Origin of the sequence: Streptomyces griseoluteus (genome assembly GCF_004784465.1) — a bacterium.
GTDB lineage: Bacteria > Actinomycetota > Actinomycetes > Streptomycetales > Streptomycetaceae > Streptomyces > Streptomyces griseoluteus.
In genome coordinates, this window is record NZ_SRRU01000007.1 from 212,439 (window position 1) to 231,308 (window position 18,870).

19 protein-coding genes are annotated in these 18,870 nt (G+C 71.7%); 11 read left to right on the top strand and 8 right to left on the bottom strand.

What is annotated here, in order from left to right; translation table 11 throughout:
- Positions 1-372 precede the first annotated feature (372 nt).
- Positions 373-1,851: a rifampin monooxygenase gene (gene rox, locus E5082_RS20415; RefSeq protein ID WP_135792685.1), complete on the top strand. Its 1,479-nt coding sequence runs from the start codon at positions 373-375 to the stop codon at positions 1,849-1,851.
- On the opposite strand, the gene E5082_RS20420 is transcribed toward rox, so the two are convergent.
- Positions 1,802-3,682, bottom strand: a complete 1,881-nt coding sequence (locus E5082_RS20420; RefSeq protein ID WP_135792686.1) for a GMC family oxidoreductase — start codon at positions 3,680-3,682, stop codon at positions 1,802-1,804. The genes rox and E5082_RS20420 overlap by 50 nt on opposite strands.
- A 141-nt stretch (positions 3,683-3,823) precedes the next feature.
- On the opposite strand from E5082_RS20420, the gene hchA reads away from it, so the two are divergent.
- Positions 3,824-4,696 (top strand): glyoxalase III HchA, encoded by an 873-nt coding sequence (gene hchA / locus E5082_RS20425; RefSeq protein WP_135792687.1) that lies wholly within the window; start codon positions 3,824-3,826, stop codon positions 4,694-4,696.
- Between the two features lie 3 nt (positions 4,697-4,699).
- On the opposite strand, the gene E5082_RS20430 is transcribed toward hchA, so the two are convergent.
- Together E5082_RS20430 and E5082_RS20435 are read right to left on the bottom strand one after the other, a co-directional pair.
- Positions 4,700-5,440, bottom strand: coding sequence for a VOC family protein (locus tag E5082_RS20430; RefSeq protein ID WP_135792688.1), 741 nt, complete (start codon positions 5,438-5,440; stop codon positions 4,700-4,702).
- Positions 5,441-5,485: 45 nt separating this feature from the next.
- A complete protein-coding gene (locus E5082_RS20435; RefSeq protein WP_135792689.1) occupies positions 5,486-6,019 on the bottom strand; it encodes a hypothetical protein in 534 nt (177 codons plus the stop codon).
- A gap of 73 nt (positions 6,020-6,092) precedes the next feature.
- Here E5082_RS20435 and E5082_RS20440 point away from each other — a divergent pair, with 73 nt between their 5' ends.
- From E5082_RS20440 to E5082_RS20450, 3 genes are all read left to right on the top strand, one after another.
- The gene (locus tag E5082_RS20440) at positions 6,093-6,422 is read left to right on the top strand and encodes a deoxyxylulose-5-phosphate synthase (RefSeq protein WP_135792690.1); all 330 of its coding nucleotides are present in this window, start codon (positions 6,093-6,095) and stop codon (positions 6,420-6,422) included.
- 101 nt (positions 6,423-6,523) lie between these two features.
- On the top strand, positions 6,524-6,688 hold the full coding sequence (locus tag E5082_RS20445; RefSeq protein WP_208766245.1) for a WCX domain-containing protein: 165 nt from the start codon (positions 6,524-6,526) through the stop codon (positions 6,686-6,688).
- A gap of 114 nt (positions 6,689-6,802) precedes the next feature.
- The gene (locus tag E5082_RS20450; RefSeq protein ID WP_135792692.1) at positions 6,803-7,852 is read left to right on the top strand and encodes an anti-sigma factor; all 1,050 of its coding nucleotides are present in this window, start codon (positions 6,803-6,805) and stop codon (positions 7,850-7,852) included.
- Here E5082_RS20450 and E5082_RS20455 read toward each other — a convergent pair.
- A complete protein-coding gene (locus E5082_RS20455; RefSeq protein ID WP_135792693.1) occupies positions 7,849-8,433 on the bottom strand; it encodes a CGNR zinc finger domain-containing protein in 585 nt (194 codons plus the stop codon). The genes E5082_RS20450 and E5082_RS20455 overlap by 4 nt on opposite strands.
- A gap of 82 nt (positions 8,434-8,515) precedes the next feature.
- On the opposite strand from E5082_RS20455, the gene E5082_RS20460 reads away from it, so the two are divergent.
- On the top strand, positions 8,516-9,739 hold the full coding sequence (locus E5082_RS20460; RefSeq protein ID WP_135792694.1) for an epoxide hydrolase family protein: 1,224 nt from the start codon (positions 8,516-8,518) through the stop codon (positions 9,737-9,739).
- Between the two features lie 293 nt (positions 9,740-10,032).
- On the opposite strand, the gene E5082_RS20470 is transcribed toward E5082_RS20460, so the two are convergent.
- Positions 10,033-10,863, bottom strand: a complete 831-nt coding sequence (locus tag E5082_RS20470) for a hypothetical protein (protein ID WP_135792861.1) — start codon at positions 10,861-10,863, stop codon at positions 10,033-10,035.
- 131 nt (positions 10,864-10,994) lie between these two features.
- Between E5082_RS20470 and argC the strand changes: the two genes are divergently transcribed.
- The 5 genes from argC to E5082_RS20495 are packed head-to-tail and all read left to right on the top strand — an operon-like array spanning position 10,995 to position 15,825.
- The gene (argC, locus tag E5082_RS20475) at positions 10,995-12,023 is read left to right on the top strand and encodes an N-acetyl-gamma-glutamyl-phosphate reductase (protein WP_135792695.1); all 1,029 of its coding nucleotides are present in this window, start codon (positions 10,995-10,997) and stop codon (positions 12,021-12,023) included.
- Positions 12,020-13,171 carry a bifunctional glutamate N-acetyltransferase/amino-acid acetyltransferase ArgJ gene (gene argJ / locus E5082_RS20480; RefSeq protein ID WP_135792696.1) on the top strand — a complete coding sequence of 384 codons (1,152 nt, stop codon included), beginning with the start codon at positions 12,020-12,022 and terminating at the stop codon, positions 13,169-13,171. Before argC ends, argJ begins: the two co-directional genes overlap by 4 nt.
- Positions 13,168-14,082: an acetylglutamate kinase gene (gene argB, locus E5082_RS20485; RefSeq protein ID WP_135792697.1), complete on the top strand. Its 915-nt coding sequence runs from the start codon at positions 13,168-13,170 to the stop codon at positions 14,080-14,082. Before argJ ends, argB begins: the two co-directional genes overlap by 4 nt.
- The gene (locus tag E5082_RS20490) at positions 14,079-15,275 is read left to right on the top strand and encodes an acetylornithine transaminase (protein ID WP_135792698.1); all 1,197 of its coding nucleotides are present in this window, start codon (positions 14,079-14,081) and stop codon (positions 15,273-15,275) included. Before argB ends, E5082_RS20490 begins: the two co-directional genes overlap by 4 nt.
- A gap of 7 nt (positions 15,276-15,282) precedes the next feature.
- A complete protein-coding gene (locus E5082_RS20495; RefSeq protein ID WP_030812919.1) occupies positions 15,283-15,825 on the top strand; it encodes an arginine repressor in 543 nt (180 codons plus the stop codon).
- Positions 15,826-15,853: 28 nt separating this feature from the next.
- Here E5082_RS20495 and E5082_RS20500 read toward each other — a convergent pair whose 3' ends face one another.
- Genes E5082_RS20500 through E5082_RS20510 form a run of 3 tightly spaced genes read right to left on the bottom strand, consistent with a single transcriptional unit; the run spans position 15,854 to position 18,817 of the window.
- Positions 15,854-16,594 (bottom strand): FAD:protein FMN transferase, encoded by a 741-nt coding sequence (locus E5082_RS20500; protein ID WP_373310087.1) that lies wholly within the window; start codon positions 16,592-16,594, stop codon positions 15,854-15,856.
- A 55-nt stretch (positions 16,595-16,649) separates the two neighbouring features.
- A complete protein-coding gene (locus E5082_RS20505) occupies positions 16,650-17,417 on the bottom strand; it encodes an FMN-binding protein (protein ID WP_190045350.1) in 768 nt (255 codons plus the stop codon).
- Positions 17,418-17,434: 17 nt separating this feature from the next.
- Positions 17,435-18,817 (bottom strand): ferredoxin reductase family protein, encoded by a 1,383-nt coding sequence (locus tag E5082_RS20510; protein ID WP_167514108.1) that lies wholly within the window; start codon positions 18,815-18,817, stop codon positions 17,435-17,437.
- Between the last annotated feature and the right edge of the window lie 53 nt (positions 18,818-18,870).

Sequence of the window (18,870 nt, forward strand, 5' to 3'; positions counted from 1 at the left end):
CCGTGCCCGCCTCCGCCGGGTGCCTACGGCGGAGTACTCCACCCTCAGGGGACTCGCCACCAGGCACCGGGGCGCGGTGGCGGCCACGGGCAGGGACGCGGTGACACGGGCGTAGCCCCGCGTCCAGGGCGCGGTGGGGAGATCGGGCTGGAGCCCGTCGAGAGCGTCGAGAAGGTCCCCCGGAAAACAACGAAGGCAAGAGGTCAGGGACCTCTTGCCACTCTCAAGATATAGCGCACGGGGGGCCTTGCGGCAAGGCCCCCTCGGTGTCGCAGAATGGGCGGCCGCGGTCGGGAGTGAGGGAAATGGGGCGCTCGCGGAGTTTGCCCCTGTCTGTCGGCCGACGGGCCATTTCGTTGATGGGGCGGGTTGATGTTCGATGTGATCGTGGTCGGCGGCGGGCCGACCGGGCTGATGCTGGCCGGCGAGCTGCGGCTGGCCGGAGTGGGTGTCGTCGTGCTGGAGAGGCTGGCCGAGCCGAGCAGCCAGTCCCGCGGCCGCGGCCTGCACGCGCGCAGCGTGGAGGTGATGGACCAGCGGGGCCTGCTGGACAGGTTCCTCGCGGAGAGCGAGAAGTTCCAGGCCGGAGGCCTGTTCGGCGGGATCATCAAGCCGTGGCCGGACCGGCTGGACACGGCCCACCCGTACGGCCTCGCCACCCCGCAGGCCGTCACCGAGCGTCTCCTCGGCGCGTGGGCCCGCGAACTCGGCGCCGAGATCCGGCGCGGACAGGAAGTGGTCGCCCTGAGCCAGGACGCGGACGGGGTCACCGTGGGACTGGCCGACGGCACCGGCCTCCGCGCCCGCTACGCCGTCGGCTGCGACGGCGGCCGCAGCACGGTACGCAAGCTGCTCGGCGTCGGCTTCCCCGGCGAGCCCGCCTCGGTCGAGACGCTGCTCGGCGACATGGAGGCCACCGAGGACCCGGCGACCATCGCCGCGGTCGTGGAGGAGGTCCGCAGGACGCAGCTGCGGTTCGGCCTCTCGCCCGACGTGGACGGCCAGAAGGGGGTGTACCGCGTCATCGTGCCCGCCGACGGCGTCGCCGAGGACCGTGCCGCCCCGACCCTCGCGGAGTTCCAGCAGCAGCTACGGGCCGTCGCCGGCACCGACTTCGGCGTGCACTCACCCCGTTGGCTGTCCCGCTTCGGCGACGCCACCCGGCAGGCCGAGCGGTACCGCGTCGGCCGGGTCATGCTGGCCGGAGACGCGGCCCACATCCACCCGCCGGCCGGCGGACAGGGACTCAACCTCGGCGTCCAGGACGCCTTCAACCTCGGATGGAAGCTCGCCGCCGAGGTGTGCGGCTGGGCCCCGGACGGCCTGCTCGACAGCTACCACGCCGAACGCCACCCGGTGGGCGCCCGCGTCCTGACGACCACCCGCGCCGCGATGACCCTCCTCGGCACCGACCCCGGCGCCACCGCACTGCGCGAACTCTTCGCCCGCCTCATGGACTTCGAGGAGGTCAACCGCCACATCACCGGCATGATCACCGCCGTCGACATCCGCTACGACCTGGGCGAGGGCCATGAACTCCTCGGCCGCCGGCTGCGGGACGTCAAGCTCAAGCAGGGACGCCTCTACGAGCACACCCACACCGCCCGCGGCCTGCTCCTCGACCAGACCGGACGCCTCTCGGCCGAGGGCTGGACGGACCGCGTGGACCACCTCGTCGATGTCAGCGACGAACTCGACGTCCCCGCCGTGCTGTTGCGCCCGGACGGCCATGTCGCCTGGGCGGGGGAGAGCCAGGAGGAGCTGCTCGCCCACCTGCCCAAGTGGTTCGGCGAGGCCGAGGTCACGGCGCCGGGTACTCCGCCAGCAGCGCCTCGCTCGCCTTCTCGCTGACCAGGTAGACCGCGGAGGCGATGAACAGGCCGGGGATGTCGGGGAACACCGACGCGTCCACCACCCGCAGGCCCTCCACTCCGCGCACCCGGAAGTCACCGTCCAGCACCGCCAGCCGATCGTCCGCCGTGCCGATCCTGGCGGTGCCGCACGCGTGGTGTCCCCAGGACTGGGTCCGCGCCCACTCCTTGAGCTGGTCGTCGGTGCGCACCTCGGGCCCCGGCACCAGCTCGCCCTTCACGCCCGCCTCCGAGGCGTTGCCGATCACGTCACGGGCGATCCGCAGCCCGTCCACCAGGCCGTCCAGATCCTCCTCCCAGCCCGGTGTGCCCTCGGAGAAGTAGTGGAACCGGATCTCGGGCGGTTCGGTGGGATCGGTGGAGCGCAGGGTCACCGAGCCGCCCCGGTTCTTGGTGTGTCCCTTGAGCACGACCACGCCCAGCCGGTTCCGGCCGTGGGTGGCGTCCTCGGCGTAACCGGGGTAGTAGCCGTGGAAGTCGAGCGGCATCGTCAGCAGCATGAGGTCGGAGTCCCCGTCCGAGACGCTCGACCTGGCGATGAGGGCGGCGAGCTGGCCATTGGTGCCGTAGGGGCCGCCCCGGTCGGCGTACCACTCGCCGATCAACTCGTCCTGTTCCTCGCCCGCGAGCGGCACGTCCAGCGACGAGCCCTCGAACAGCGGGTAGTCCTGGTCGAGTTCGGCCACCACGGATGCCTCGTACCGGTCGTGCAGATTGCGCCCCACACCGGGTGCGTCGACGCGTACGGGGATGCCGAGCCGCTCCAGCTCCTCGCGCGGTCCGATGCCGGACAGCATGAGCAACTGGGGAGTGTTGTAGGTGCCCCCGGCCAGGACGACCTCGTTGCGCGCGTACGCCGTGCCTTCGCTCACCGCGTCCTCGTCCCCGTCCGCCGTGCCCGGCCGCAGCCGGCACGTACGGTCCGACGAGGCGCCGTACGCGCGGTGCTGCTCGCGGTACGCGACCCCCACCGCGCGGTCGCCGTCGAACAGCACGCGCGTGACGAGGGTGTTGGTCCTGATCGTCAGCAGGTCCCCGACCCGGTGGCGGACGTCGAGCAGCCGCTCGCGAGTGCCGTTGCGGGTGCCGCCGTCGACCGAGACCGGGATGAAGCCCATGCCCTGGAAGTCCGGCGGGGTGTCGGCCGCGTTGGGGTCGCGGGGGAGGGGGACGTCGTCGGGGATGCCGAAGCGGTCGCGGGCGGTGCGTTCGACGGCGCCGACGATGTCGAGGAAGCGGGGTTCGCGGGACGCCAGGGAGGGTGCGGCGCGGGTCGTACCGAGCCAGCCCTCCCTGCCGTGCCGGGACTTGGCGTCCCGCTCGGCCGGAGTCTCGCCGGGGAGCGGCTCGGCGTCCTGGCCCTGCCAGTTCTCCAGGCGCCGGAAGCGTTCCCGCATCGCCTCCTCGCTCCACCCGGAGTCACCGGTCAGCTCCACCAGGCGCTGCCACTCCTTGCCCTGCGGGAACAGCATGATCAGCGCGTTGACCGTCGTACTCCCGCCGAGCGAGCTGCCGCGCGGGTACAGCACGCCGTCCTCGGCGCCGGTGAACTTGTGGTCCTCGCGCCGGGTCGCCGGGTCGTCCCAGTGGCGTACGAAGAAGCTCCACGCCATGTCGGGGTCCTCGCTGGCGAACGCCTGCATGATCGGGATCGAGTAGTACGGGCAGTCGTGTTCGTCGCCCGCCTCCAGCACCCCCAGGACCCGGTGCCCGGCCAGGGCGAGGCCGGCGGCCAGGGGGCCGCCGCCGGCGCCCGAGCCGACGACGACGAAGTCGAATTCCCGGGCGGTCTCCGGTGGCTGCTGAGGCATCCCGTCTCCTCCACGCGCTCCCCCCGGCCACTCTGCACCCGCGGGGCCGCGCCCGCCACATCATGCGGGTGACCTGGGGGGTGTCTACGTTGGAGAAAAGGGACGTTTCCCCTGCCAGCCCCTGCCCCACGGAGGTCTGCCATGTCGGACGCGACCGACCTGAGCAAGGACCCGGCTCCCGACCCGGCCGAGGACAACGCGTTCTTCCCGTCCCCGTACTCGCTGAGCAAGTACACCGCTCCGAGGACCGATTTCGACGGAGTCCAGCACAAGGGCGCCTGCACCGGCGGGCGGTGGAAGGTGCTGATGATCGGCACGGACGAGCGGTATCTGCTCACCGAGAACGGCAAGTTCTTCTCCACCGGCAACCATCCCGTCGAGATGCTGCTCCCGCTGCACCACATGATGGAGGCGGGCTTCGACGTGGACGTGGCCACCCTCAGCGGCAATCCCGTGAAGCTGGAGCTGTGGGCCATGCCGGAGGAGGACAAGGCCGTCATGGAGACGTACGAGGCGATCAAACCGCAGCTGAAGGAGCCGCTGAAGCTGTCCGAGGTGGTCGCGGACAAGCTCGGGCCCGAGTCGGACTACCTCGCCGTCTTCATCCCCGGCGGGCACGGTGCGGTGATCGGGCTCGCGGAGAGTGAGGACGTGACCGAGACGCTGGACTGGGCGCTCGCCAACGACAAGTACGTGATCACCCTCTGCCACGGCCCGGCCGCGCTGCTCGCCGCGGCCCGGGGCAAGGACAAGTCGCCCTTCGACGGCTACTCGCTCTGCGTCTTCCCCGACGCCCTCGACACCGGTCCCAACCTCGAGATGGGCTACCTTCCCGGCCGGCTGCGCTGGCTGGTCGCCGACCTGCTGGAGAAACAGGGCGTCGAGGTCCTCAACTCCCAGATCACCGGCCAGACCCACCAGGACCGCAGACTCCTCACCGGTGACAGCCCGCTCGCCTCCAACGCGCTGGGGCTGCTGTCGGCGGACGTGCTGGTCGAGGCGGCGAAGGAGTGAGGCTCAGGGCAGCGCGAGTACGCAGAAATCATGGCCCTCGGGGTCGGTGAGGCAGGTCCACGGTACGTCGCCCTGGCCGATGTCGAGGTCGGTGGCGCCGAGGGCCTTCAGCCGGGTGACCTCCGCCGCCTGGTCGTCGCCGGGGTGGGGGAGCAGGTCGAGGTGGACGCGGTCGGGCGCCGTGTCCGCAATGGGGGAGCGGAACAACTCCATGTACGGACCGGTGCCGTCGGCCGACCGCAGCAGCACGAGGTCGTCGGTCGACCGGTGCACGGTCCAGTCCAATGCCTCGCCCCAGAACCGGGCCGTCGCCGACGGCTCCGCACAGTCCATGACCACCGCCGCGATCGGCCCGGTGTCCCGGTACCGCTCCCGAGGCTCCAGCACACAGAACTCGTTCCCCTCGGGATCGGCGAGCACCACCCACGGCACGTCGCCCTGCCCGATGTCGAGCGCCGTGGCGCCGTGCTCCTTCAACCGCGCGACCAGCTCCGCCTGGTGATCCAGGGACGTCGTGGCGAGATCGAGATGCGTGCGGTTCTTCGCCGCGGTCCTGCTCTCCGGTACCGGTACGACATCCACTCCGACCACCACGGGGTCCGGCCACACCAGCCCTCCGGCAGGCCCGACGTAGGTCGTCACACCGGGACGGTAAGCAGTCCACCCGAGCGCCTCGGCCCAGAACCGCCCGACCACCGAGGCGTCAACGGCCTTGATATTGACGTGCACAGGTCGCAGTCCCATGGCGGTGATCCTATGCGCGGGTCCGCGAGGACATCGGGAGGTTGATCACAGGTGCTCGAAGAACCTGGTCCACCAGGTCGCCTCGCCCGCGTGCGGCCCGTAGCTCAGTACGGATGCGCCGGGCGGCTCGTTCGCGAGCCAGGTCACCCCGTCGTAGCGCAGGTGCAGCAGCCGCAGGGGCACGGTCCGGCACCCCAGTTCCGCCAGCGCGCTCTCGACCCGGTGGCGGTCCGCCGCCGACAGCGCCCCGTCCGCGACGGCGTCGGCCAAGTCGGCGTGGCTGTCGGGCAGTGGCGTGGTCACCGCGGCGAGCCGCCCGTAGTTGCTCAGCCGGACACCGAGAGGGACACCGGCTTCGGTGAGGGCGGCCGGCACACCCACCTCGAAGTAGTAGCTGGCGTCCTGCGTCACGTCGAGGGAACAAGGCCCCCCGAACTCATCCGACAGCCGCTCGCTCAGCGCCGACGCCCGCGCCTTGGCCTCCCCGTAGTCGAACCCGTCGGGGAACTCGGCATGATCCGGGCCGGGAAGCCGGTCCAGGGAGCGGAGCAGATCGAGTATCCGCTGGTCGTCGTGCATGAGGCCGATCCTAGGCGGACGCCCACGCCGAGAAACGGCGGCCCCTGCGCGGAATGATCTCTACGCTGGTCCCGTGACCCACGGAAAGACCTCTTACGTCTGCCTCTCCTGCCGCGTCTCGTACAAGCAGTGGTACGACCGGGCCAGGCAGCGGACCTGTCCTGGCTGTGCCGGGCCGTTGATCCACGCGGGGTCGGCGTTCGCGGCGCCCCGGCGGCGGGATGTGGCGGGTTGGCGGACGTTGGCCGTGCTGCTCCGGGCCGGGGTGGGGTTCCACAAGAGTTGCTGTGGTGGGCCGGGTGAGCGGCCCCGGACGCTGCGGGAGGTACGGGAGCGGGTGACGTACGCGCGGCGCGAGGGGACCTCGGTCGCCGCCGCGCTCGGGCAGCGGCACCTGCCGTAGCCGGGGGCCTTACAGGCGCCGTCGGAGGTGCCGGAACGCACGGTATACCGGGACGTGCCCGGCCGGTATCGCTCGCCTGCGCTACTTCGCGCCGCAGGCACGTGAGCCGCGCGGAGCCGGGCCCCGACGGGCACCGCCACGCCTCCGTCCACGTCGGGAGCCTCACCCACGCCGCGGCGGAACTCCTCCGCCCGGGGCCGGACGTGGAGGTACTGGCCCCGGCCGGACTCCGGGAGCGCCTCGCGGCGCCGGCGCTGTACGCGTGAAGTGAGCGCCTGATCCGGCCACTTGGGCCGGCCCCCGTGTCGGCACTCTGTGTCATTATGCGGACGCGTCCCAGGGGAGTGGGCCGCGGTTCACTGATCACCAAGGGGTGCGGGATGGGCGCGGGTACGGAGCCGGACGGTTCGTCCAGGTCGGACGAGGAGTGGGAGCGGTTCCTGCGCGAGTCGGTGGCGGGCACCGCCGATGCTCCCAAGGAGCCGTCGGCGCGGGCCCGCGAGGTGGCGAGGCGGCTGCGCGCCGAGCCCGACCGAGGTCCGGACGGCTGGCGCAGCTTCCCGCCCGAGCGGCCCCGACGGCGCGTGGGCCGGTACGTGGTCGGACTGCTGGCCGTGTCGGCCCTGCTCTTCCTGGCGCTCGCGCCCGGACGGGTGGTGGACCTCGTCACCGGTTCCGGCTCGTCGCGGCCGGACGCCCAGCGCCCCACCGCGCAGGACCCGTTCCGTGGCTCACCGGCGGCGACCTGGGCGAGCGGAGCGGCGGGGATCACCATGCCGAAGCAGGCCGGGGCGGTCGGCTGGATGAGCGCGGCCGAGGTCGAGCGGGCCTTCATCCGCAGCCGGGACTTCCTCGTCGCGTCCAGCCTGGACCGGGGGGTGCTGCGGGGCGAGCGCCCCGAGAAGGCGATCGCGCTGATCAACCCGCACCAGAAGGACGTCCAGCACCTCCTGAAGACCGCCTTCCGAACCCCGGGCGGGAAGAACGACCCCCTCCTCCTCTTCAGCCGCTTCCAGCCCGCCCGCGCCCACCTGGTCGGCGACGTGGTGAAGACACGTGGCGCGCTCACCTACCGGGAGGGCGAACGCGGCGCCCTCCAGGTGACCGCCGACGTCACCTTCGTCTACCCGGTCGCCCGCACGGGCGGCGACGACGAGATCCTGCGCACGATCGTCCGCCGCGAACTGGTCCTGAGCTGGGACGACCCCGACAAGGTCGTCACCGAGCCCGGCACCTTCTCGATCACCTCGTACAAGTACGTCACGACCAACGGCGGCTGCGGCACCCCCACGGGCTACCTGGTCCCGCCCTTCGGCCCGGACCGCCACGCGGACGGGTCCGGCGAGGAGATCGACCCGTACGACCGGGACACGCCGTTCGGCCGGGGCGGGTCCCCTGAGGACGAGTGCGGCAGGGCGACCCGGTCCTAGGGGGTGTCACTGGGTGCCGGCCGTCCACTGTGACGGCCGGCATTGAAGCGCGCCTTCTTCTGGCGATTCCCGCACGTGTTCATGTCGCACCATCTGCGGGTGCGGCTGCGGCTGGTATCGAAGAAGGCGGCTCGGCAGGTCGGTGAGGCGCACAGGGCCAGCCTTCCGTCTCGTTCGCCCGAGATGAGGCAGATCGCGTCGGCGGCGATCACGCCGAGGGCGTCTTCCACGGCGGAAGCCGGGCCGAGCCGCCATTGCCGCTCGCCCTCGGGCGTCAGGACGGCCGCGGCCCGACCCCGCGTACTGCGGCTGTTGATGGCGTGGACGGCAGGCGCCGGGAGAGCGTCCCCGATCGCGGCCGCTGTGGCGGCGGCGTGGATCGATTCCCTCAGTTCCCGTGCGAGGTCGAGCTGGGCGGTGGTGCAGGAGTCCACGGCGAGGCCGTACACGGCCAGCCAGTCGACGAGTCGCTGCGGGGTGGGAATGCGCTCCACGGCATCGCCGTGCCGCTCCGACAGAGTCCCCGTGAAGCTGGTCGAGAGCACCGAACCGAGGCGGAAGTCAGGGAAGCCGGTACGCATGAGAACCACCATAGCCGGTTGCGGCGTGGCTCGGAGAGCTGTTAGAACCGTCATAGCCGGTTCCGTGAAGCCAGGAGGTCTCGTGCCCCGTACGACCAGCGACGTGCAAGCATTCGAAGCCCGCGCGACCGACGCCGACCTCGACGATCTGCGCGCGCGACTGGCCGCGGCGCGCCTCCCGGAAGCCGAGACGGTTCATGGCGCCCCGGCCGGCTCCCGACGGTGGGGGCAGGGCGTTCCCCTCGCCGACCTTGTCGATCTCGTGCACTACTGGCGCACCGGGTACGACTGGCGGTCCTTCGAGGAGCGCCTCGACCGGATCGGCCAGTTCCGCACGGCCATCGGCGGTCTGGGCATCCACTTCCTGCACCGCCGATCCGCGCGCCCGGATGCCACTCCTCTGATCCTGACGCACGGTTGGCCGGGCAGCATCGCCGAATTCACCGATGTGGTGGAGGAGTTGGCGGACCCGGAGGACGCGGACGCGCCGGCGTTCCATGTGGTGGTCCCGTCGCTGCCGGGCTTCGGATACAGCGACAAGCCGGCCACCACCGGGTGGGGAACCGAAAGGATCGCGGCCGCCTGGGTCGAACTGATGGGAAGGCTCGGCTACGACAGGTTCGTGGCCCACGGCGGCGACTGGAGAGGCAACATCACCACGGTCCTCGGCGGCAGGTTCCCGGCGCATGTTCTCGGCATCCACAGCAACTTCGCGGAGGGGCCGCCCGGACTGAGCATGGACGGGCTGACGGAGGTCGAGCGCCGGTGGGCCGAGGAGACCCATCACTTCTGGCACCACCGCGCGGCGTACGCGAAGCAGCAGGCGACCCGGCCGCAGACCATCGGCTATTCGCTTGTCGACTCACCGGTCGGCCTTCTCGCCTGGATTCTGGACAAGTTCGCCGAGTGGTCGGACACCGAGGACAGCCCGTTCGAGACGATCTCCCGGGACCGCGTTCTCGACGACGTCACCCTGTACTGGCTGACGCGGACCGGCGCATCGGCCGCCCGTATCTACTACGAGAGCCACAACTCACTCGACCCCGGCCTCCGGGTCGACGTCCCGTCGGCGATCACCATGTACCCCCGCGACATCGAGAAGACTCCACGCACGTGGGCACAGGAGCGGTACCGCCGGATCGTCCGCTGGAGGTCACCCGAAGCCGGGGGTCACTTCCCGTCACTGGAGGTCCCCGAGTACTTCGTCCAGGACCTGCGAGAGGGCCTCGCGGCCGTGCTGGCCACCCACCCGTCTGGATCGACGTCCGGATTGGACGGCTCGCTGGACAGTGACCTGGCGGGTTGACGGAAGCAGCGTCGTCTGTCCGGCGCCCCCCACGATGTGCACGGGACTACCTGGCTGACCTGGGCCGAGGTGGACACCACGGATTGGCAGGAGACCAACTCCTCAGGCACACGAACGCCGCCTCAGCCGCAGGGGACGACACCGACTGGAGCCGGGTCTGGAGCGTCATGCGCATACCCAGCGAAGTCCACGGGGCCGAGAACGTACGCCTCGTCGTCTGGTTCCACTGACTCGCAGCTGAGCAACCGGTTGGCCACTGAGTGTTGTAGTTGGCCGGAGTCACGTACCGACGTCTACCGCCCGATCCGGCGGGCCGTGCGGGATTGCGTGCGCAAGGCAGGCAGCCGGGCAGTCTCTTCTGCTCCAGCCAGGCTCTCGCCCAAGGTCAGCAGCGAGAGGAGCCGCACCGGCCGACCAGCGGTGGCGGCGGCCTCCAGTTTGTGGTGTCCGTCCAGGAGGAAGTGGGTCAGGCCCCAGTGCACGAAGTAGTCCTCTCCCCGGTCGATGGCGGGCTGGCACACGTCCAGGGTGGAGATCGCCACCGCCGTGGGGACCGTTCCCTGGTCCATGAGCGCGATGTATTCCTCGACCCGCTTCCGCTCGTTCCACGACGGGGGAACCATGGGCACGACGAACTCGTAGAGGTGGGCGTCCGAGTCGACCGCGGTCTCGAAGGTCCGGTAGTACGGGGTGTGCGGGTACTCCGGAAGGCCCCAGAACTGATCGATTCCCCACGTCGTGACCTGTTCGCCGCTGAAGTAGTCGCCCTCTCTGCCGGGGGTGACCAGCCGGGGTTCCACCTCCAAGAGCAGCGGAAGGTACTCGCCCTTCGGCAACAACGTGCCGAACGCATCGATCACGCCACCGTCGTCCGGATCATCCAGCGTTCCGGTGAGCCGTTTCTGCATGCTCTCCAGGGACAACTTCTCCCGCGCGGTCTCCAGCCGGCGGAACAGGAGCGGGCACGTGCCGCAGTAGAAGCTGAGCTCGAAGGCAGGCTCGTCGTTGACCACGAGCAAGCGGCGCCGCGGTCCGCCGCCGAGCTCCTGCAGTTCCGTATCGAAGTTCAGCCGCGCCTCGGAGGCTGGGATGCCGAGACTGCGGGGGTCGCCCGTTTTGATCATCACAGGTCGACCGTACGGGACGCCGGACGGGCCAACTGCGACGCTCAGTCACACGGGGACCGCCCCTTCGTACACCTGATTGCATAAACCTGCGGCACTACGTATAGTCATGCCAAGCGAAGGAGGTTGGCATGGTGGTGCGCGCGGCGGTGGCCGGGGCCAGTGGGTATGCGGGCGGGGAGTTGCTGCGGCTGCTGCTCGGGCATGCCGGGGTCGAGGTCGGGACGCTCACCGGGCACTCCAGTGCCGGGCGGCGGCTGGGGGAGCTGCAGCCGCAGCTCGCGCCGCTGGCCGACCGGGTACTGGCGGAGACGACCGCCGGGGCGCTGGCCGGGCACGACGTGGTGTTCCTGGCGCTGCCCCACGGGCAGTCCGCTGCCGTCGCCGAGCAGCTCGGCCCGGACGTGCTCGTGATCGACCTCGGCGCCGACTTCCGGCTTGCCGACCCGGCCGACTGGGAGCGGTTCTACGGCTCCCCGCACGCCGGCACCTGGCCCTACGGTCTGCCCGAACTCCCCGGCGCGCGCGCCGCGTTGGAGGGTGTCAAGCGCATCGCCGTACCCGGCTGCTACCCCACCGCCGTCTCCCTCGCCCTCTTCCCCGCCTACGACGCCGGGATCACCGAGCCCGAGGCCGTGATCGTCGCCGCCTCCGGCACCTCCGGGGCGGGCAAGGCACCCAAGGCGCATCTGCTCGGCAGCGAGGTCATGGGCTCCATGACCCCCTACGGCGTCGGCGGCGGACACCGGCACACCCCCGAGATGATCCAGAACCTCAGCGCGGCCGCCGGGGAGCGGGTGAGCGTCTCGTTCACCCCGACCCTCGCCCCCATGCCCCGCGGCATCCTCGCCACGTGCAGCGCCAAGGCGCGCGCCGGGGTCACCGCGGAAGCGGTCCGCGCGGTCTACGAGAAGGCGTACGCCGACGAGCCGTATCTGCGGCTGCTGCCCGAGGGGCAGTGGCCGGCCACCGGCGCCGTGACCGGCTCCAACGCCGTCCAGGTGCAGGTCGCCCTGGACGCGGAGACCGGCCGGGTCATCGTGATCAGCGCCATCGACAACCTGACCAAGGGCACCGCGGGCGGTGCCGTACAGAGCATGAACATCGCCCTCGGGCTCGACGAGACCACCGGGCTTTCCACGATCGGAGTCGCACCTTGAGCGTCACAGCGGCCAAGGGATTCACCGCGGCGGGCATCGCCGCCGGGATCAAGCAGAACGGCAACCCCGACCTGGCCCTCGTGGTCAACACCGGCCCCCGACGGGCCGCCGCCGGTGTCTTCACCTCCAACCGCGTGAAGGCCGCCCCGGTGCTGTGGTCGGAGCAGGTCCTCAAGAGCGGGCAGATCAGCGCGGTCGTCCTCAACTCCGGCGGCGCCAACGCCTGCACCGGCCCCCGCGGCTTCCAGGACACCCACGCCACCGCCGAGAAGGTCGGCGAGGTCCTCGGCCGCGGCGCCATCGAGGTCGCCGTCTGCTCCACCGGCCTCATCGGCGTCACCCTGCCCATGGACAAGCTGCTCCCCGGCGTCGAGAAGGCCGCCGCCGCCCTGAGCGAGCACGGCGGCGAGAAGGCCGCCCTCGCCATCAAGACCACCGACACCCACCACAAGACCGCCGTGGTGAGCCGGGACGGCTGGACGGTCGGCGGCATGGCCAAGGGCGCCGGCATGCTCGCCCCCGGCCTCGCCACCATGCTCGTCGTCCTCACCACCGACGCCGACCTCACCGACGCCGAGCTGGACAAGGCGCTGCGCGACGCCACCAGGGTCACCTTCGACCGGGTCGACTCCGACGGCTGCATGTCCACCAACGACACCGTCCTGCTGCTCTCCTCCGGCGCCTCCGGCATCACCCCCGGCTACGACGACTTCGCCGACGCCGTCCGTGAGGTCTGCGCCGACCTCGGCCGCCAGCTCATCGGCGACGCCGAGGGCGCCAGCAAGGACGTCAAGGTCGAGGTGATCAACGCGGCCACCGAGGAGGACGCCGTCGAGGTCGGCCGGTCCATCGCCCGCAACAACCTCCTCAAGTGCGCCCTCCACGGCGAGGACCCCAACTGGGGCCGGGTACTGTCCGCCATCGGCACCACCAAGGCCGCCTTCGAGCCCGACCGGCTGAACGTCGCCATCAACGGCGTCTGGGTCTGCAAGGGCGGCTCGGTCGGCGAGGACCGCGACCTGGTCGACATGCGCTACCGCGAGGTGCACATCGTCGCCGACCTCGCCGCCGGCACCGAGACCGCGACCATCTGGACCAACGACCTGACCGCGGACTACGTCCACGAGAACAGCGCGTACAGCTCATGAGCACCCCCACGCGGAAGCACACCGCCCTGCCCAAGGCGCAGACCCTCGTCGAGGCGCTGCCCTGGCTCACCCGCCACCACGGCCGCACCGTCGTCATCAAGTTCGGCGGCAACGCCATGGTCGACGAGAGCCTGAAGGCCGCGTTCGCCCAGGACGTCGTTTTCCTGCGCCACGCCGGCCTGCGGCCCGTCGTCGTGCACGGCGGCGGCCCCCAGATCAGCGCCGCCCTCGACCGGCACGGCATCGTCAGCGAGTTCAAGGCCGGTCTGCGCGTCACCACCGAGGACGCCATGGACGTCGTACGGATGGTGCTCGCCGGGCAGGTGCAGCGCGAGCTGGTCGGCCTGCTCAACCAGCACGGCCCGCTCGCCGTCGGCCTCACCGGCGAGGACGCCCACACCATCACCGCGACCCGGCACCGGCCCAGGATCGACGGCGAACTCATCGACATCGGACGCGTCGGCGAGATCACCGAGATCGACACCGGCGCCATCCAGGCCCTGCTCGCCGACGGCCGTATCCCGGTCGTCTCCTCGATCGCCCGCTCCGAGGACGACGGACATGTCTACAACGTCAATGCTGATACGGCGGCTGCGGCACTCGCTGCTGCGCTGGGCGCCGAAACCCTCATGGTCCTCACCGACGTCGAGGGCCTCTACGAGGACTGGCCGCACTCCGACGAGGTGATCAGCCGCCTCACCGCCACCGAGCTGGAGAAACTGCTGCCCGACCTCTCCTCGGGCATGGTGCCGAAGATGGAGGGCTGCCTGCACGCCGTACGCAACGGCGTGCGCACCGCCCGCGTCATCGACGGCCGGGTCCAGCACTCGATCCTGCTGGAGATCTTCACCGACGAGGGCATCGGCACCATGGTCGTGCCCGACGAGCCGGACACACCGGGGGAGTCATGAGCAACGAGGAACTGACCGCGCGCTGGCAGGGCGCGCTCATGAACAACTACGGCACCCCGCGCCTCCCCCTGCTGCGGGGCGAGGGGACGGCCGTCTGGGACGCCGACGGCAAGCGGTACCTGGACTTCGTCGGCGGTATCGCGGTCAACGCCCTCGGGCACGCCCACCCGGCGGTCGTCCGCGCGGTGAGTGAGCAGATCGGCACCCTCGGCCACGTCTCCAACCTGTTCGTCGCCGAGCCGCCCGTCGCCCTCGCCGAGCGCCTGCTGCGGCTGTTCGGCCGGGACGGCAAGGTGTTCTTCTGCAACTCCGGCGCCGAGGCCAACGAGGGCGCGCTGAAGATCGGCCGGCTCACCGGGCGCACCCACATGGTGGCGACCGACGGCGGCTTCCACGGCCGCACCATGGGCGCCCTCGCCCTCACCGGCCAGCCCGCCAAGCAGGAGCCGTTCCACCCGCTGCCCGGCGACGTCACACACGTCCCGTACGGCGACCCGCAGGCGCTCGCCGCCGCCGTCACCCCGGACACCGCCATGGTGATCATTGAGCCGATCCAGGGCGAGAGCGGGGTCGTGGTGCCGCCGCCCGGCTACCTCAAGGCCGCCCGCGCCATCACCGCCGCCACCGGCGCGCTGCTCGTGCTGGACGAGGTGCAGACCGGCGTCGGCCGCACCGGCGACTGGTTCGCCTACCAGGCCCACGAGGGCGTACTGCCCGACGTCGTCACCCTCGCCAAGGGGCTCGGCGGCGGACTGCCGCTCGGCGCCACCGTCGCCTTCGGCCGCGCCGCCGACCTGCTGCGGCCCGGCCAGCACGGCACCACCTTCGGCGGCAACCCGGTCGCCTGCGCCGCCGGACTGGCCGTCCTGGACACCATCGAGGACGAGGACCTGCTCGCCAACACCAAGCGGCAGAGCGAGGCCCTGCGCGCCGGGATCGAGGCGCTGGACCACCCGCTGGTCGACCATGTCCGGGGTGCGGGCCTGCTGCTGGGTATCGTGCTCACCGGGCCGCACGCCACGCAGGCGCAGGCGGCGGCCCAGGAGGCCGGGTTCCTGGTGAACGCGCCCGCCCCCGACGTCGTGCGGCTCATGCCCCCGCTGAACCTCCGCGACGACGAGGTGGACGCCTTCCTCCAGGCGCTGCCCGGCATCCTCGACGCAAGCACCGAGGACGGACGACCCCGAGAATGAGACGACGATGAGCCAGGCGCAGGACCACGATCAGGCGGCGGGCGGACCCGCCGTACCGCAGACCCGGACGGCCCGACACCGCCGGATCGTGGACATCCTCAACCGGCAGCCGGTGCGCTCGCAGAGCCAGCTCGCCAAGCTGCTCGCCGACGACGGGCTGAGCGTCACCCAGGCGACGCTCTCCCGCGACCTGGACGAGCTGAACGCGGTCAAGATCCGCAACACCGACGGCGACCTGATCTACGCGGTGCCCAGCGAGGGCGGCTTCCGCACCCCGCGCGCCCCGCTGGGCGGCTCCGCCAAGGAGGAGCGGATGCGGCGGCTCTCCCAGGAGCTGCTGATCTCCGCCGAGGCGTCCGCGAACCTCGTCGTGCTGCGCACCCCGCCGGGCGCCGCCCAGTTCCTCGCCTCGGCCATCGACCAGGCCGAACTCCACGACGTCCTCGGCACCATCGCCGGCGACGACACCCTCATGCTGATCAGCCGGGACGCCACCGGCGGCCAGGCCCTCGCCGACCACCTGCTGCGCCTCGCCCAGAACGCGCCGTAGGCCGCCGGCGGGCTGCGGGGGGTCCCGCTCAGCCCAGCCGGGTCGCCAGACCTCCCGTGCAGCGGACCTCGTCGCCCGCGGTGATCAGCAGGCCCTCCACGTCCGGGAGGGACTCCAGCCAGGCCAGGCCCGCGCGGGAGCCCATCGCGAAGGCGGCGGTGGCCCAGCAGTCCGCCCAGGTCAGCCGGGGTGCCACCACCGTCACGGCGACCAGGTCGGTCACCGCGGAGCGGCCGGTGCGCGGGTCCACGATGTGCGCGCCCCGCTCGGCCGTGCCCGAGGTCGCCACCGCCAGCTCGTCCGCGCCGGCCGCCGACACCACCGCCGCCAGCCCGCCCGGCCGGAGCGGATCGGCCACGCCCACCCGCCAGGCCCGGTGCGGCTCGGGCGCGCCCACCATCTGGACGTCACCCCCGCCGTTCACGCTCACTCCGCATACCCCGGTGACGGCGGCCAGCGTGCGCGCGGCCCGCTCGGCGGACCAGCCCTTGACGATGCCGGTCGGGTCGAGCGTCCCCCGGTACCGGGTGCTGAACCAGCCGTCGCTCACCCGCTCCGCCTCGGCGGCCAGCGCCAGCACCTCGCGCACCTCGGGAGCGCACTGCTTTGGCGTCAGCTCCTCACGGGCCAGCCGGGACACCTCGCTGTCCGTGCGGTAGGTGCTGAACACCGCGTCGGCCCAATGCAGTTCCGCGACCGCCGTCTCCAGCGCCGCGCGCACCTCGCCGGGGTCGCCGCCGCGCACGTCGAAGGAGAAGACGGTCCCCATGACCTCCTCGGCATGCCGCAGCACATGCGGTGTCCCCGCCCGCTCGGCCACCGTCTCAGCCACCGGCCTGGTCCAGCGCGGACTGGAGCGACTTCTTGTACCCGGTGCTGGTGTAGGTCGCCCCGGACACCGAGTCGATCTCCGCGCTGCCCGCCGCGACCGCCGCCCGGTTCAGCCGGGGTACCGCCAGCGCGGTCTTCTCGTCGCTCGTCGGGCCCTTGGGTGCCTGGACCGCCTCCGCCTTGGTGATCTTCTTCCCGCTGAGCGTGATCCGCACCTGGACGGCCCCGTACGGCGTCTGCTCCGTGCTGCCGGTGACCGTACGGGCCTGTGCCGCACCCGAACTGCCGCCCCCGGAACCCTTCTTGACCTGGTCCAGTGCCGACTGGAGCGACTTCTTGTATCCGGTGCTGGTGTACGTCGCCCCCGACACCGAGTCGATGTCCGCGTTCTGCGTCGCGAGGACCGCCTGGTTCAGCCGGGGCACCGCGAGGGCGGTCTTCTCGTCGCTCGTCGGGCCCTTCGGCGCCTCGACGGCCTCCGCCTTGGTGATCTTCCCGCCGCTGACCGTCAGCCGGACCCGCACGGCTCCGTACGGCGTCTGCGCCGCGTCCCCGGTGACCGTGCCGGCCTGGCCGGACGCCGGCGCACCGCCGCCGGACCCGCCCTGCGGCGACTCCTGCGCGGCCGCCGACGCCGGCGGGGCGGCCGCCGAGGCCGACGCCGGGTCGGACGCGGGCTTCAGCGACAGCAGCAGCACGACACCGGACACGGTGGCCGCGGTGGCCAGCATCACGCGACGGATGGGGTGGCTCTTCCTCATGGCTTCTGGAGCTCCGCTCACATCTCGAACGACTCGTGATGGATGCGCCGGGCGGGGACCCCCGCGCCGCGCAGTGCCTCGTACACCGCCTGCGCGAAGCCGGGCGGCCCGCACATGAAGACGTCGTGGCGGTCGATGTCGGGCATCTTGCGGCGGAGGTTCTCCGCCGAGATGTCCGGCCGCTCGCCCTCCGGGCTGTTCACCGCGTACATCAGCCGGGCGCCCCGCTCCTCGGCGATCGCGGCCAGCTCGTCCCACAGGGCGAGGTCCTGCGTGGTGTTGGCCCGGTACAGCAGGGTGATGTCACCGGCGGCACCCGGCAGGGTCTCGAACAGCGCGCGCATCGGCGTGATCCCGACCCCGCCCGCCACCAGCAGCACCTTGCCCCGGCTGCGCCGCTGCGCGGTGAGCGCCCCGTACGGGCCCTCCGCCCATACACGTGTGCCCGGCTCCAGTTCGCGCAGCCGCGCGCTGTGGTCGCCGATCGCCTTGACGGTGATCCGCAGCATGCCCGGCCGGGGCGCCGCCGAGAGCGAGTACGGGTGCGAGCTGAACCGCATCCCCGGCGCCAGGAACCGCCAGCGGAAGAACTGTCCCGCCTCCGCGCCCATCCGGTGCAGCTTCCGCCCGGAGATCAGCACCGACACGATCCCCGGCGACTCCTCGATCACCGCCTCCACCCGCATCCGGTGCCGCAGGTTCAGCCGGACCGGCACGATGACCCGGTACCACAGCACCAGCGCGGTCACCACGCCGTACAGCACGTACCAGAAGGTCTTCGCCATCGGCTCGACCGCGAAGTCGTTGCCGGTGGTGATCTGGTGCCAGAAGGTCAGGAACACCGCCGCGTAGGTCAGCAGGTGCACGTGGTACCAGGTGTCGTACGGCAGCCTGCGCCGGACCGCGCCGATGGAGGAGAGCCCGATCACCACGAACAGGCCGGTGCCGATGGCCGCCTTGCCCATGTCGGGGAGCTGGTTCACCGAGTCGACGGTCTGCTGGACGATGTCGCCGAGCGTCTTGCCCGCCTGGAGGGCGTATCCCCACATGATGAGGAAGACGTGCGCCAGGACCAGGCTCAGCGTGTAGCGGCCGCTCATCGCGTGCCAGCGGGCCACCCGGTCCGAGCCGACCCGCCGCTCCAGCGCCGGTACGCGCGCCATCTGCAGCACGACCAGCGCCATCAGGTACCCGGCCAGCAGCCCGGTGATCCGCCCGGCGTTCAGGACCCGGCCGGCGTTGTCGGCGATCGAGGGGGTGTTGTGCCACCAGAGCCACAGCACGGCCGCCGCGCCCGCCCACACCGCGAGCAGCAGCGGGACGGCCGGCGAGCGGCGCGGGCGGATGCGGCGCATCGTCTGGCGGCGGGCGGCACGTCCGCCTGCGAGCGTGGTGGTCACGGTTCCTCCGGGGGACTTGACCCTTGGCCCACACATACGTGCGGTGCGGGCGG